We start from the raw sequence: 13,479 nt of genomic DNA, 5'->3' as shown, positions 1-13,479 counted from the left end.
GCCAGTTCGGCAATGGAGTAGAACTGCTTCACGCTAGCGTCCGCGTCGTTTGATGTTGATCGGAACCGAGAGGAGCGTCTTCAGGTCTTTGGCGAGGGCACGCTGTTCCTGCTGAAGCCGGGCGATTTCGGCGAGGCGTGCCTCGTCGCCTTCGAGCATGATCAGGCCATCCTCGGAGACGACGAAATCCCAAAGCCAGACCGCTCCGGTCGCGCGGACAAAAGCCTTGAAACGCACAAGGCTGATGTCGTGCGTTGCTTTGCTCTCGGCCGTGTAGGCGTCGATCGTCATTTTCGAGAGGTTGGGCAGACCAAGGTACTGCGCCATGCGAGCGGCGATGACTTCGCGACTATGCGGGCACTCGCGGATGGCCTTGGCCATGGCGCGCTTGAGCTTGGAACGGAAACGCTCGATGTCGATGGACACGGCGGCTTGGCGCACCGGGAAGAGGGGTTCAAGGAAGAGATCGAGCTGGCTCGGATGATTACTCATCGTTCGCCTCGCTCTTGATCTCCGCCATCAGCGGGTCTGTTTCTTCTGTCAGGCCGATGTGCTCAAGGAACTGCGAGCGCGTTTCTTCGCTGGCGTCTTCCCAGGCAGTGACGAGCCGGGAGAGGAGGGTCGCTTGCTCGATCTGCTTCTTGGAGAGCTGTGCCGGTGGATCAACCAAGGCCAGCGCCTTCTTGAGATCCGGCTCCGTACGGAAAGCAACTGCCGTCTGGCGCTGTTTCAGAGGCTCCATCTTGGCGATTTTTAGAAGGGCAGACTGGTTGTCGGCGACAGCGGTGCCGCGGACTGCTGAGCGAACATCAGGGTGCAAGTTCGTCGCAATCTTGTTGAGATACTCAACGGCGCGGCGCGACAGACCCATGCGATCTGCTACATGCTTCGAGAAGCTTCCGGCGTCGGACTCGTCAGCAAACAATTGCGCAAGGTTTGCGCGATTTCCCGGCCGGCCTGCGCCGATCGTGCCGTGCTCTTTCTCCCAAACCTCGCGATAGGTCTGGACGAAGACGGCCCTGTCGAGAACCGACAGGTCGTTCCTGAAGAGGTTCTCGGTGATCTCAATGAGTAGCGCCTCGGCCTTGTCGCCTACGACGATCATGGCGTCGATCTCGCTCTCGTCGTTGATCTGTTCAGCTCGCATGCGGTGCGCACCTGCGACCAAAGTGAACTTTCCGCCCTTGGCATTTGGCGTTGCTCGAACGGTGATGGGATTAATCAAACCGTGTTCGACGATGCTTTGCGCAATCGCCAAAGCCTGCTCTTCCTCGACCGCACGTAGGCGTTCGGGGATGACGATTTCGGAAATAAGAATGCGTTTGAACTCGGCCATTAGGCGACTGCTTCTTCTGCTGTGGTCTGGAAGGAGATGAGCGCGTGCGCACGCCGCGCCATCGCGCGGTAGTGGGCTTCAAATCTCGGGCTTTCCATGCGGGTGTTGATGGTGCGCAGCGCGCGGTTGATCGCCTCGCGTGAGCGGTCTTCTGTCTCAACGACACGGCGTTTCGGCCATTTCAGTTCGACGATCATCAGGTGCATGGCGACCTGACGGGCGAGAGCCGCGTCGAACCATTCATGCGGCGGGTCGAGGATCTCGCGAATGGCGAGATGGGGGAAACCTTCGCGGACCGCAGCAACGCAGGCATGGAGGTGCGCTTCGTAGAGCGCCTTGAGGTCAAAGCGGTCGATCATTGCATCACCTGCATGATGAGGCTCGCGCTTGCAGCGACGAGGCCGGCGACGACGACTGCAAAAACCATGACGAGATTTGCCATGTCGCAGACGCGAGATTGGGATGGGATGAATGGGTTGCGCATGTCTATGCTGCCGCTCCGTTTTGGCGTTGTGCCATCGTTGCGGGCCGCTCATAGTTCTCGCGGGGTTGAGGAGATTTCCGCAGACCGGAGCCGTGGTAACGCGAGCGCCACAGCAGATGTGGCTTTGTACCGAGAGCTGCAGCAATCGCCCTTTCCCCCGCCGCGTTGGGCTCGCGGAGCGTCGTTCCGGCGGTCCCGCGCGGCAACTGATAGGAGCGGTCGATATCAAGAAGCGTAAGGCCGGCAACGAGCAGTTTGCTCTTAACGGTCGCCATTTCGCTAATCTTGTCGATCGGGTTACGGGTCTTCTTGTCCGCCTGCTGGGGCCGGTGCATAGTGGATCCTGAGTGTGAGGAGGGAGGCCCTGGCCGGTCTCCCTTTTCATTGGTGATTTGGTCCGTATTTATGGAGAGAATAGCAGTATTCTGCCATGTCGCAAGCAGAAATCTGCTAGCGAGGCAGAAATCTGCTTAAACTTATGACTGACCTTGGTGCAAGGATACGTGAAGCCGCTGGCTTCATTGGCGGACTAGACAAGCTGGAGCCTGCGCTGACTGGAGTTAGTCGCCGGACCCTGTCTGATTATGTGGCGGCGAAGAGCGAGCCGAAGGCGTCGACGCTGATAGAGATTGCCCGCGCTACGGGTGTCTCAGTCGGTTGGTTGATGGGTGAGGAGGAGGAAATCGTCGCTACCGGAAATCTGCTGTTAGACCACGAGAATATCGTTCGCCTGCCTCGCTTCGACGCGCGAGCGTCAGCAGGGCGAGGCTTGGTGCCAGTGAATGAGATGCCAATCGGTGAGGTGGCATTCGGGCGGGACTTTCTTCGAAACCTCGGAGCTAACCCCGAATATTGCTACATCGTCGAGGCGCGCGGCGACTCGATGTGGCCGACAATCCCTGATGGCGCTCTGCTGATCGCGGATGCTTCGAAAACCGAGGTCGACGACGGTCGGATATATCACTTCAACGTCATGGATCGTGCGCTGGTTAAGCGCGCTCGATGGTCGATGGACGGCAAGCTTTACCTCACCTCGGACAACATCGCGGCGGGATATCCCTCTGAGGAATTCACGGCTGATCGCATTGACGAGCTTCGTGTCGGTGGTCGAATTATGTTTACGGGGCATGCCCCAATGCCACTTCGGTAGCTAGATGGTGCAAGAACCCCAAGAAGGCCGTATCCTCAGCTCGACAGTTGTATCCGAAGCGACCAACCTTTGGCCTTGGCTCCGGGTGGTAATCACCTTTTCTCTCGTGGGGGTTGCCTTTGTTGCCGGCTTCACGAAAAAATTAGGCTGGGAGTTTATCGCGCTTCTTGATGCTAAGGAGATAGTAGGACCAACTCTTTTATTCGCTTCATGTATCGGCATCATTCTACGTCTGCTTTGGTTGTCGTTCCTGTCACTATCTCATTACGAACTATTTCCAAGGGAGAATAGAAAAGGGATGACCGTGATTGGATTGTTTCTCAAAGCAAAAACTGCTTTGGAGGCTAACCGAGGTAAAGCTCTTTTACTTTGTTTCATCATATTGTTGTCTAATTTGTTTGTATCCTTTTACTTCGGTCCTCGAAGTGGTGTCACATACTGCTTTCTAATGGCTTTGATTTTGTCCCTTGTCGCATTCGTCATTTCCGTGCGAAAACCGAAACTACTTGCAACTGTCATCAGTTTTTCGTCGCTTGCGGGAGGGTTTTTAGCTGGTGTTGCGTGGGTGCAAAATCTACCCGATGTGCTTGGGAAGGTTGAGATTGAGTTTGCTGTCCCACAACGTGCCCAAATAGCGTCTATCATCCTCCGCTCAAGCGGGGGAGTATTCGTTTTCATCGACCAGGACACGCGCGCCACGTTCATACCGTGGCAAGAAATTAAGCTTATTCGAGCCCCGTGACCCACATGCTATCCACAGTTAAAACTGCGTGTAGACCCGTGCTGTACTGCCGGAAACGGACATCTAGACAATTGCCAGCAACTTGATCCCAAATGCTGATTGACTCCTCCGCAACTTAGAACAAAATAGGAACATTGTAGCTGACCATAGGAGTTGCGAATGTCACTTTCCGAGAAGTTCATCGTCTTGCCGTTCAAAAAAGTAAGGGGAAATCTCGCACCAGGCGAAATGCGGCAAGCGTCAAATTCAGCAGCTGCGGAGCGGATCGCCGCAGCCATGTCGTCTCGGTTTGTCGGTGTCGCAGCATACTCCGTGTTGGTGGACATGGAGAGCGGTGACATGAGCAGCCCTCGCGTGCTCTGTCAGTTCGGAGAGATCGCTGATATCGCGGCATGACATCTATGCTAGCAGCTGCACTCCAAGCCGCCGCTCCTCGAAGAATCGATGTAATATGACTGCGCACGAGCTCTCAACTTTGCAGGTCACAGAAACTGATATGTTTATGTATTTTCTTTTTCAGTCAATGACTGCGTCAGCGCATGCCTTGTCGGGCGCGCCGGAGTGTCAATCTTTTTTTCAGGCTCTTACACTCGGAGAAAGATACATTCCGAGCGAAGTTATAACAGAAGCATCTAAGCCTTCATGTTCCAGCAAAGATAGCGACACAGCTATAGCAGTTGCAATACATGCGATGCGACCAGATATAGTTTTCAGTCTTCTTGATGCAGGCGTCGATCCAAATGGCTTGGATTCTGGCGCAAGCCCACTCTATCATGCTATCGTGGCAGGCTGCGAGGCTTGCGCTGAGCAGATTGCGGCTCGTGGTGGGGTCCTAAAGTGCGATAGTGTTCAACTGAATTACTTAAAACTGATACTTGAAGATCCGCGATTCACTTTTGCGAGACGATTTTACGTCGCAGGCTGTAATCCTCCCAGCGGCCGTCCAAGTAGGACTTAATCGGGCTCGAGCAGTCTTTTTGAACCCGTTAACTAGGGCAGGGCTTGGTTTAGTTGCGGAGTACGTACGTACTTCAATTCTAAAAGGCGTCAGTCTGCTGAAGCCGCGTCGGCATATAGTCAAACCCGAATGATCTCGGGCTTCACTCAGTGAAAGCGAGATGTCTCAAGCAAAGGTCCTATTGCCGTTATTCGTCCTGTCGATGATAGTGCCACAATGACTGTCCATCGAACTATTCAGAGTTTAGCACGTCTCTTTCGTTCGCATTGCGATGACAAGGATAGCCTTCCGTATTGCGCAATGGACCGTCCTTCGCTCTCGATACTGGTAAACTGGAACGTTTTGGAAGTTAAGTGTTTATACCAGGACTAAAGAATCGATTTCTTGCGACAATGCTAACGTTAGAGGCATTGATGCTATGCTCTCGCGTTCTTGGCTTCGGCGCTGCGTTTGCCGCTTTCGGCCTGCTGTCGGTTGCTATGGTCGGCTATTTCCATCTCAAGTTGGTAAAGGTGGAGGTTCGTCCAATCAAAAAAAATATGAATGAAGAAGAGTCCCGTACAGAGACAAAGTGGCTCCTGGTAATTGCTCCACTTGTGATTATGTGGGGGAACTCGTTCCCACTTTCCGGCGTGTTTCCAGGGGACTACTCTTTCGATGTCTCGAAGGGAGTGTTTTTTATTGCCGTAACGTTTTGGTTTCTTATGGAAGGCTTGTTCAGGATACGGTTTTGATTGACGTTAGCCGTACTGAGGCCGACGTAGGCATATGCTAAGACCCGATCCGATCTCGGATGTGCGCGCAATTGTCGAGCCGCCCCGACCGTTCTCGGCACTACTCTCGCGCAAACCGCATTTATGAATTTACCGCCTACTTAAGCCGTTGACTACGATATAGGTGTGGGAATCCCTCGCCACGTGAATAGTGTGGAAAGTGAAGTTTAATAAGGCTTTGCGCCTGATTATGAGATTTCCACCTTGATGTGGGAATCTATTTTGGTTTTTGGGTTTGAGGTCCGTAACGGTGTAGCGCACAGGCTCCGGCCGCCGACCTTGGAACACACTGCGTTTGCGGGTTTCAAAGGATTCGACGATAGTTTGCGGAGTGTTTCGAAGGGTCTTTGAAGACGGTGATCGAAATTCTCGTTGTGCGCCTGTTCGCGGCAAAATTCCCGTTCCTACCTGTCAAGGGCTGCACTGGTTTCATGTTTGACTGATAGCGGTTAAAACAAGCGATACCAATGCGTTACCATTCATTCCCAGCTAATACCGGAGATTCCCACATATTCCGGATACCGGTGACAGACAACAAGTTTGTAGCCGGACGCGAAATTCCGGAATTTTGACACGAGGTTCCGGAATTTTCAGGAAGCTCTGACGACGTTGAGAAGCCTCCTCGAATTCGATTTAGGACACTTGTAGGAGAGTGTCTAATACCCAAACGATTTCGTGACCACACTCACCCGAGGCCTCTATGAGCAGATACAGCCGTTTAACGCCGTTCACTCCTGCCGAACAACGCGTTTATTCGATCGCGATGCTGAATTTTTTTGGCCCGATGTTCAATGCAGAGCATCGAGAGGCACTAGGGCTGCCTGAGACACCTGGTGTGGTTACGCCGCTGAGTATCCTCGATTTCCTAAAAACGATCGGGACCGACGGCACACCTGCGCTTCACTTATCGAATTGCATATGTCTGCTCGCGAAGCAGCTCGAGCTAGCGGGTTTCCTGGAACGGGTAGGTGGGTCAGATTATTACGCAATTTACTCCAACCGGTTTGAATTAACAAACAAACAGAGGTTGGGGACCTTATTTCTGGGCCGTGCTTTGGGTCTCCCTTTCATCGCTGACCAAGCCCAACGCATTCTGGTCCACGTTGTTGGAACGGGCGCTGATGATAGAAAGCTTGGCGGCACCGGTATCCAGATCTCAACCACCGAGATTTTGACCTGCGCGCATGTCGTTGAAGACATGCAAGTAGATGAAGTGTTGACCGTTAACGGTCACGAAACGCGTGTCCAAAAGACCGTTCCACATCCTAGCGAAGACGTCGCTATCATCTATTTAGCAGCGCCGGCGCCTCCACCACTTGCCGATATGGCATTTCGTCCGGCGCGACTATTGGAGGATGTTCTCATCTGTGGGTTTCCACCGATACCCTATGCAGCAGAAGCTCGGGCGACTTATCACCGAGGTGAAATAGCAGCGCTGAGCGTTCCTACGTGTTCGAACGTCAAGGTAGATTTATTCACCGCTGTTGCCAGACCCGGCAACAGCGGCGGTCCCCTATTAACTCCAGAAGGACACATTGTCGGTATCGTTACCCAAAGACTCGAAGCTCAAGTGGGAAAAAATGAGGTACCGAATGCCCCTTTTTTTGCGGCGGTGCCGGCGGAGCGTGTTCGGGAAGCGGTGCGGGAACTAAGTGGGGGAGAAACTACGCTTCCGTGGGAGGATTACCAATGATTGCGGGCGACACTGTCCCCACTACAGGCCTGGTCAATCAACGGAATGAATGATCACCTCCTTCACCGCCTTGGCCTTACTGCCACCGCCTACCGAGTAGCTGCAGTCTACCTGCTCGATCTTGAACATGGAGAAGGTCTCGAAGACCTCTTGAACTGCGTTTAAAGACAATATGAAGCGACCTTTAATCGAGGTCAGCACGGTGGCCATTTCAGCGAACTGTTCCCGGCTGAACACCGCCTTTCCATAGTCATCCTCATTGCCCCAGTACGGCGGGTCGAGATAAAACAGAGTGCCTGGCCGATCGTAACGCGTGATGAGCTTCTGCCAGGACAAGTTCTCGATAACGACGCCTGCCATGCGCTCGTGGATATCCTCCAACTGTGGTGCGAGCTTAAGAAGGTTGAATCGCCCACCAAGCATCGTGACGCCGAAGCTCTGCCCGGAGACCTTTCCGCCAAACGCGAGACGTTGCAGGTAGAGGAAGCGCGCTGCGCGGTCCAGATCGGTCAGGGTCGATGGGTCGGTTCGTGCCAGCCGCTCGAACTCACGTCGGGACGTCACCTGAAACCGCATCTATCCGGAAAAGTGCTGGGAAGAGTGGCAGCATGCCCGAAAGGAGTTTTTCGAAATCAGGCCATTGCGACCCGCCAAAGAACGATCGGATAGGCACCAAACCCGTCAGTTGAGATTGGATAAGCGCCGCGCTATCTTATCGCATGGAAAGCTTTACACGTCTTCTCATACGTATGGCGCTCATGGTTAGGCGACGGCCGTCGAGGCAGAGGGTCTACGTTATTGTTATCGTTTTTATAGTCGTGCTCGTTCTTGTTAGTGCAGAGCATTTCGGGATTTTGCCCGAATGGGTGAGGTCCGAAAGATCTCCTGGATACCCGAAAGCAACCTGGTGAACCACGTTTGAGCCCAACGTGGTCCTACTAATTGACGGGCGTTCACGACTTCAGCCCTGGCCGCCCGTCGCACGAGCCGAGCCTCCTTGTTCGCAAGCTTCTGTTCTCTATCGCTGAGATCTTCTGCCGCAAAAAGTGCGTTGGCAAAGTACATTCCCCGCTGCCTCATCTTCTTTGGTGGGTTGCGTCGGACGGGGTCGTAAAGCTCAACGAGTCCATATCCCATTTCATGAAAGAACTTCAGAAACTCGACCAGATTGACATGCGTATGATTGTCGAAATTCACACCGGTTTCCACCTGAACAAACCGTACCCGGCGCTCCGTCAGCATGTTTCGGAAGCCATGCAGCACTTTAAGGTCATTGCCTTCAGCGTCAATTTTTAGAAAATCGATCTGCTCGATGTGGTTCTCTGAGCAGAATGCATCTCCCGTCGTAATGAGCACATTTTGCACATGCGACGGCCGAGCGTCAGTGTCAGTAAGCAGGCGATTGCAAACGCCGCCTGGCACGGCACGCATTATGCCTTCGCCGCCGGTATCGCTCAGGGCGACTCGAAAGCACCGAACCCCCGCCATGGTCCGTGTCTTTTCACGCAGCATGCGGAATGTCGTCGAGATCGGTTCGAAAGCGAATATCTTTGCTGCGGGGAATGCGACCCGCCAGCGCTTTACGGTAGTTCCTACGTTTGCCCCGACGTCGAAAATGATTTTTACATCCTCGATCGATGATAGTGCCTCATTCATATTTGCCTCCCCAGATACAGTCGCAAGAGTTGTTGCATGAAAATTTCGCCATCGCCAGATGCAAAATACAACCTATGCGATTCTCCGAGATCGATCAGTTGGAAGAACCAACCTTTGCCTGAGCAATTTGACGTTGCCGTGGTCTGAGACTGTTGAGCTCCAGTCGACCACCCCAGTCCCTGACGAAGATTTGGTTCTAGGCCACATGGAAACACGACCAGAGACGAATGATCTGGTTATGGGGCGAGCTCGAAACAGCGGTCAAACCTTCGAACTTCTCACGACTGATGATGTACCATCATGGACCGCAATGGGGCTGGCATCGGCTTGGGGCAGTCGATGCAATGTAGCATGGGGGAGCCATCCAATAGCTCGTCAACCCGAAAAGCTGCGACCGACGAAAATGCGTCGCATCTCCGACCGTTATGCAGTCCTTCGATTGCAGTCGTTCAGATGGCTTGTCTAGCGGCGAAGCTGGACGCGCCCAGTTTAGCCGAGCCGGTCCTAGGATGGTGTGTTTGAATCAAGTTTTATCCCGCCTCGGCAGCGACAAAACGAGATTTGGTCAAAATGCAAAAAAATTGGACATTCCTCAAGAGGCCCCCTCTCGATGTAGAGTGGGAGGTTGGGGTGTCTCGGAGCTTTCCCAGCGGGAAATATCGGTTCTCATCACAAAAGCAACGTTGACCAGAACAGTCTTTCGACTGTCTTGGACTGAATGCCGACATTGCAAAGTTCGAGGCCGCGGTTTTACTCGGTATGGCCGGTCTACTGGCACTACCCGGCTAGACAGCTTGCAGGCAAGACGGTGCCGTACAACCACTTCTCGCGATCAGCCTTTTTCGAAAGATGCGGAAAGCGTCTCTGCGCAGTCTTGCCCAAAACCTATGTGTCTAGGATTGCGGGACATTCTCCGCAGAAACGGCTACGCCGTGCCGGGATATGAGCGACTGTTTCAGATCTGACGGCAGTACTGACCAGACTATGGTGGCTATGATCAGAAGATACGAAATCTTCATCCGCCAGGAGTCAGCAATATAAAACCAGCCCAACACGCCGAAAAAGACAGGCACTGCAATCGTGATGAGGATTGGAGCCTCAATGATGAGAAGGCATGCCAATATCACGATAGATGGTGCAAATTTTCGGTAGTTGACTCGAACTTCATCCTCGAAATCGTCTCCAAACATGATCTCTCTACCTCCTAGGACGTTAGAAAATAAAGTAACGAAAGATTATTCGAATATTACCATGTTTTGATGAATGTAGTCTTAATCAATGTAAGCTGTTGTATTGCGATAGTATATTATCTACGTCTGGTTTCTATGAATCGAAGAGTAACTTGATGAATGCTAAATCTGGTGCCCTGCAGCTTTTGGTGTAAGGTGTAAATCAGTGCAGTGTTGCGTTGTAATTTCAATTCGGGAAACGGCGACATAATACACGTTCCACAGATCATGATAAGACTCCACGTTGCTGGAGATCGGACTTTATCTGAAGGTAAGGTTGCTCAATGTCGGAAGTCTCGTTCTGAACGTCATGGATAAGCGCAAACGTTGCGTTCAGATGTGTTGTAGGCTCCGCATCCAGCAACTGCTGAGCGGAAAACGGGTCCGACTGACGCGTAGCGACGAGGCGTCCGTTAGATCGCGCCGAGGGGCCCTAGTGCGGGTAACGACTGCCTATCTGTATGCAGCGTCGCGAGATCCTGGCCATGCGGGAATCAAGGTGGTCGCGGCCGCCTTCGTGCTGTTGATACGCATCTTGTCGTCTTGCCACTCGTTTCAATGGCAATGATCTTATCCGATTTACCCCGAGTCATCTGCCACCTCCTGCCTTGGGGGATCGGTAGCGTCGCCCTGTGGAATTGGGGTTGCGGGCCAAGTAGTAATACTGAGTAAAGCCAATTGCTCGCTGCGGGACGGGGCGGGACCGGCGCCGTCGTTCAGCCGAAGCAGACGTACCAGGAAAGACAGCCGCTATGGACGGCTGCTAACCGGACACGGGGCTTAAACCGCTCGATCCAATGTCAACAGGTAGCGCGGAAGTCGATCGATAGTGACGTTGCGCGGGCTCGTTGCCGGCCCTCAGACGCAGTCGAGTGGCAACCGAGCGGGCGGCCATCCAGAGGTTCTCAATAGAACTGGCTACCAAAGGAAAATGGTACGCCGGACGACAGAGTGTCCAGGTCGGTTGATGTCACTTAGAAGCTTAGCTTAGATCTTTTGGCGTAAGTTCCGCCTGATGATGTGCTTCGCCGTACGGAGTTCTGATAAGTTGCTTGAGGTCACTAGGTGCGACGAACCAAGCGATCGTGGCAACGACTACCAGTGCGGCAATCGTCGCTCGCAAATGCTTGAACAAAGCGAAGTACCCAAGCAGAGCAAAAAACAGGGCGACAGCAATTGAGACGGCCATCGGCACGCCCAAAGCAAAGAGGCACCCGAATATGACAAGGGAAGGGCCGTACTTCGTCACGATGAGGAACCGTTCCTCATCGTCTAGATCATCTCTATGCATGCGCAAGACCCCTCTCCGCCGAACAATCGCTCAACCCGGAAATTGCCAAGTGAGCACATTTGAAAGAAGTTATATTGCAACGCACAAAAAAGGGCGGAAATACGGCTGTCGGCTAAGAGAGGGAAAATCAATTGTTTTGATCGTCAATTGCGGCGACAGGATCCGTCTTGACCTGATCCCTGGATCCTCTTGCACCCGGCACAAATCGTGGGTCCAATACGCCCGCTAGGTAGCAGGCCTGTTGAGGCGTCGAGCAGCGAGTTTAGCTGCGCTTCCGTTCGGCTGTCATCGCCAGAGCGATCAACATTGCTTTCGCCGTTCCGAGTCAAAATCCTTGTACGGGCTGAAGCAGGGCTGTCTGACCAGGACGCGACCAAACAATTCAGGTTCCTTCCGTTGGGGTGGCGGCATCACGATTATTGAAATCGTCAATGACAACCTGAATATTTTGGCTAACTGCCGATTTTATACCCGTGGGAACGACGGCCCAACCGATTGCCGCAATCATGCAGATCGCTGCCAGCAAGTAACCCAATTCAGTCAGTATGTTCAGCCATCCAAGAGCCAATGGAATTAAACACATCAACATGGAGTGGACGACTGACAGCCCCAGATAATGCAATGAGAGAAACATGATTAATGCGACTGCTATAGGCTTTAAAATGCGGGAGATCATGTACATCGCATATACCCACCATTAAAATATTCCTATGGATTAGCATTACAGCAATGCATTAACAAGTGGACTGTAATAGTAACCTTTTCGGCTCTAGATGGACTTCCCAAGCGGCGTTATGCGTTTGGTTGATGCGTCCTAGGAAGCCGTCTTTGGTAGGTTCCGCGTAAATCGTAGTTGCAACAAAGGCCACCCGACTTTGGCGACTGTGCAATGAGGTCTCGGCTCTGTTTACAAACATCGCAGAACGCAACTGGCCGCTTCAGCAGTCAATAGCCGTCGACTCGTCGTTTTGCCCGATTGTCTTTTGCGTGACCTACTTGCCGACCTAGGGGGCAACTTGCGGCCTGCTGCAGCAACCCCTTCATCAATTACCGATTGTGACGCGGAAATCGTTGAGGTGGTGAGCGGCGTCGAAGATCGAAGCCTGCGATTGGGACCGGTCAGGGATATCCGGAGGGGCATGTAACCCGTGCCAAGCACGAGCCAATCTGGATCAACGTGGAGCAAGATGTGCAACGCCGCGTCGACGAACTGGAGCTGCCGCTAGGTAATAGGTACGGAGCACATGTCATCATTTTTGATTTGACGTAGCGGCTCGATGGCACTGAACGGGCCAGTTCGACAACAACGGTTCGGAACCGCGACGATTGCGGCGGGTCGGCGCCCGCCAAATCATTCTGATGGGTTACCGCCGACTTAGGCAATGACGTCGAAGTTCCCTGACGTGATCGCCAAGCCTTTCCCGAGCACTGCGAAATGCAGAGCCGCTCCTTGCCCCATGCCGTCGGCATCGTACCACAGCTTACCCGTCATTGTGTCGTAGATGATCCGGTCAGATGCGTCGTGAGATTTGGCGCCAGCGTAGAACGCGTCTGGCGATAATCCGCCGGCCTTGCCAATTCCCGAAAACAAAGTCGCGTCCAGCCGGATCGTATCGTTCTTCACGGTAAAATCGTCGATCGTGTCGATATTCTTCGAACTAAGTTTGCTATCAAAGACGAACGTATCCCGGCCGGTGCCGCCTATAAGAAAGTCATTGCCGAAGCCACCATACAGTTTATCGTCACCGGAACCGCTCGATATTGTGTTGGATGCGGCATTGCCAGTGATGACGTTGGCGAGCGTATTGCCTGTACCGTTGATGTTGCCGGAGCGGAGCAGGGTGAGGTTTTCGATCGTCGTATAGGACGCGAGCGATCTGGTGATGGTCGAAGTGATGGTGTCGGTGCCAGCGCTGTCGGAGACAGTGTCGCTCTCGGCGCCGAGCACATATGTGTCGTTGCCGGCGCCGCCGTTCAGCGTATCCTTGCCAGTTCCGCCGTCGAGGACATTGTTGCCAGCATTGCCGGTGATGACATTGGCGAGCGTATTGCCTGTACCGTTGATGTTGCCGGAGCCGAGCAGGGTGAGGTTGTCGATCGTCGTATAGGACGCGAGCGATCTGGTGATGGTCGAAGTGATGGTGTCGGTGCCAGCGCTGTCGGAGAC

13 protein-coding genes and 2 pseudogenes are annotated in these 13,479 nt (G+C 53.3%); 4 read left to right on the top strand and 11 right to left on the bottom strand.

Going from position 1 to position 13,479, the window contains the following annotated elements:
* Positions 1 to 33: 33 nt before the first annotated feature.
* From IFT66_RS07125 to IFT66_RS07110, 5 genes are read right to left on the bottom strand one after another with little or no spacing between them, the layout of a single operon-like run.
* On the bottom strand, positions 34 to 492 hold the full coding sequence (locus tag IFT66_RS07125; RefSeq protein ID WP_192077181.1) for a hypothetical protein: 459 nt from the start codon (positions 490 to 492) through the stop codon (positions 34 to 36).
* The gene (locus IFT66_RS07120; protein WP_192077180.1) at positions 485 to 1,336 is read right to left on the bottom strand and encodes a ParB N-terminal domain-containing protein; all 852 of its coding nucleotides are present in this window, start codon (positions 1,334 to 1,336) and stop codon (positions 485 to 487) included. The genes IFT66_RS07125 and IFT66_RS07120 overlap by 8 nt, the downstream gene beginning before the upstream one ends.
* Entirely contained in the window at positions 1,336 to 1,695 is a 360-nt protein-coding gene (locus tag IFT66_RS07115) for a hypothetical protein (protein ID WP_192077179.1), read from the bottom strand. Before IFT66_RS07115 ends, IFT66_RS07120 begins: the two co-directional genes overlap by 1 nt.
* Positions 1,692 to 1,820: a hypothetical protein gene (locus tag IFT66_RS23715; protein ID WP_274604807.1), complete on the bottom strand. Its 129-nt coding sequence runs from the start codon at positions 1,818 to 1,820 to the stop codon at positions 1,692 to 1,694. The genes IFT66_RS07115 and IFT66_RS23715 overlap by 4 nt, the downstream gene beginning before the upstream one ends.
* 2 nt (positions 1,821 to 1,822) lie before the next feature.
* Positions 1,823 to 2,155 carry a helix-turn-helix domain-containing protein gene (locus tag IFT66_RS07110; RefSeq protein ID WP_192077178.1) on the bottom strand — a complete coding sequence of 111 codons (333 nt, stop codon included), beginning with the start codon at positions 2,153 to 2,155 and terminating at the stop codon, positions 1,823 to 1,825.
* A gap of 143 nt (positions 2,156 to 2,298) precedes the next feature.
* Here IFT66_RS07110 and IFT66_RS07105 point away from each other — a divergent pair, with 143 nt between their 5' ends.
* The 4 genes from IFT66_RS07105 to IFT66_RS07090 all read left to right on the top strand — a co-directional run bounded on the left by IFT66_RS07105 (position 2,299) and on the right by IFT66_RS07090 (position 7,136).
* Positions 2,299 to 2,970 (top strand): XRE family transcriptional regulator, encoded by a 672-nt coding sequence (locus IFT66_RS07105; RefSeq protein WP_192077177.1) that lies wholly within the window; start codon positions 2,299 to 2,301, stop codon positions 2,968 to 2,970.
* 4 nt (positions 2,971 to 2,974) lie between these two features.
* Positions 2,975 to 3,712: a hypothetical protein gene (locus IFT66_RS07100; protein ID WP_192077176.1), complete on the top strand. Its 738-nt coding sequence runs from the start codon at positions 2,975 to 2,977 to the stop codon at positions 3,710 to 3,712.
* A gap of 159 nt (positions 3,713 to 3,871) precedes the next feature.
* Entirely contained in the window at positions 3,872 to 4,108 is a 237-nt protein-coding gene (locus IFT66_RS07095) for a hypothetical protein (RefSeq protein WP_192077175.1), read from the top strand.
* A 2,035-nt stretch (positions 4,109 to 6,143) separates the two neighbouring features.
* A complete protein-coding gene (locus IFT66_RS07090) occupies positions 6,144 to 7,136 on the top strand; it encodes a S1 family peptidase (RefSeq protein ID WP_192077174.1) in 993 nt (330 codons plus the stop codon).
* 33 nt (positions 7,137 to 7,169) lie between these two features.
* Here IFT66_RS07090 and IFT66_RS07085 read toward each other — a convergent pair.
* The 6 genes and pseudogenes from IFT66_RS07085 to IFT66_RS07060 form a co-directional block, all read right to left on the bottom strand.
* Positions 7,170 to 7,712, bottom strand: a pseudogene (locus IFT66_RS07085) (DNA adenine methylase); the annotation flags it as partial.
* A gap of 255 nt (positions 7,713 to 7,967) precedes the next feature.
* Positions 7,968 to 8,792, bottom strand: coding sequence for an FkbM family methyltransferase (locus IFT66_RS07080; RefSeq protein ID WP_192077172.1), 825 nt, complete (start codon positions 8,790 to 8,792; stop codon positions 7,968 to 7,970).
* 893 nt (positions 8,793 to 9,685) lie between these two features.
* Positions 9,686 to 9,982 carry a hypothetical protein gene (locus IFT66_RS07075; RefSeq protein WP_156461858.1) on the bottom strand — a complete coding sequence of 99 codons (297 nt, stop codon included), beginning with the start codon at positions 9,980 to 9,982 and terminating at the stop codon, positions 9,686 to 9,688.
* 1,021 nt (positions 9,983 to 11,003) lie between these two features.
* Positions 11,004 to 11,318 (bottom strand): hypothetical protein, encoded by a 315-nt coding sequence (locus tag IFT66_RS07070; protein WP_192077171.1) that lies wholly within the window; start codon positions 11,316 to 11,318, stop codon positions 11,004 to 11,006.
* Positions 11,319 to 11,694: 376 nt separating this feature from the next.
* Entirely contained in the window at positions 11,695 to 11,988 is a 294-nt protein-coding gene (locus tag IFT66_RS07065; protein WP_162237993.1) for a hypothetical protein, read from the bottom strand.
* A gap of 699 nt (positions 11,989 to 12,687) precedes the next feature.
* Positions 12,688 to 13,479, bottom strand: a pseudogene (locus IFT66_RS07060) (calcium-binding protein); the annotation flags it as partial.

The sequence above is a fragment of the Rhizobium sp. CFBP 13726 genome (genome assembly GCF_014841925.1).
GTDB classification, from domain to species: domain Bacteria; phylum Pseudomonadota; class Alphaproteobacteria; order Rhizobiales; family Rhizobiaceae; genus Neorhizobium; species Neorhizobium soli.
Note: the sequence above shows the minus strand (reverse complement) of the source record. Positions and strands in the feature narration are given on the sequence as shown.

What these genes read in the sequence shown, in the direction of transcription:
- IFT66_RS07105 (WP_192077177.1), top strand. Translation starts at nt 2,299, where the DNA reads ATGACTGACCTTGGTGCAAGGATACGTGAAGCCGCTGGCTTCATTGGC.
- IFT66_RS07110 (WP_192077178.1), bottom strand. Translation starts at nt 2,155, where the DNA reads ATGCACCGGCCCCAGCAGGCGGACAAGAAGACCCGTAACCCGATCGAC.
- IFT66_RS23715 (WP_274604807.1), bottom strand. Translation starts at nt 1,820, where the DNA reads ATGCGCAACCCATTCATCCCATCCCAATCTCGCGTCTGCGACATGGCA.
- IFT66_RS07090 (WP_192077174.1), top strand. Translation starts at nt 6,144, where the DNA reads ATGAGCAGATACAGCCGTTTAACGCCGTTCACTCCTGCCGAACAACGC.
- IFT66_RS07125 (WP_192077181.1), bottom strand. Translation starts at nt 492, where the DNA reads ATGAGTAATCATCCGAGCCAGCTCGATCTCTTCCTTGAACCCCTCTTC.
- IFT66_RS07120 (WP_192077180.1), bottom strand. Translation starts at nt 1,336, where the DNA reads ATGGCCGAGTTCAAACGCATTCTTATTTCCGAAATCGTCATCCCCGAA.
- IFT66_RS07080 (WP_192077172.1), bottom strand. Translation starts at nt 8,792, where the DNA reads ATGAATGAGGCACTATCATCGATCGAGGATGTAAAAATCATTTTCGAC.
- IFT66_RS07075 (WP_156461858.1), bottom strand. Translation starts at nt 9,982, where the DNA reads ATGTTTGGAGACGATTTCGAGGATGAAGTTCGAGTCAACTACCGAAAA.
- IFT66_RS07115 (WP_192077179.1), bottom strand. Translation starts at nt 1,695, where the DNA reads ATGATCGACCGCTTTGACCTCAAGGCGCTCTACGAAGCGCACCTCCAT.
- IFT66_RS07100 (WP_192077176.1), top strand. Translation starts at nt 2,975, where the DNA reads ATGGTGCAAGAACCCCAAGAAGGCCGTATCCTCAGCTCGACAGTTGTA.
- IFT66_RS07065 (WP_162237993.1), bottom strand. Translation starts at nt 11,988, where the DNA reads ATGATCTCCCGCATTTTAAAGCCTATAGCAGTCGCATTAATCATGTTT.
- IFT66_RS07095 (WP_192077175.1), top strand. Translation starts at nt 3,872, where the DNA reads ATGTCACTTTCCGAGAAGTTCATCGTCTTGCCGTTCAAAAAAGTAAGG.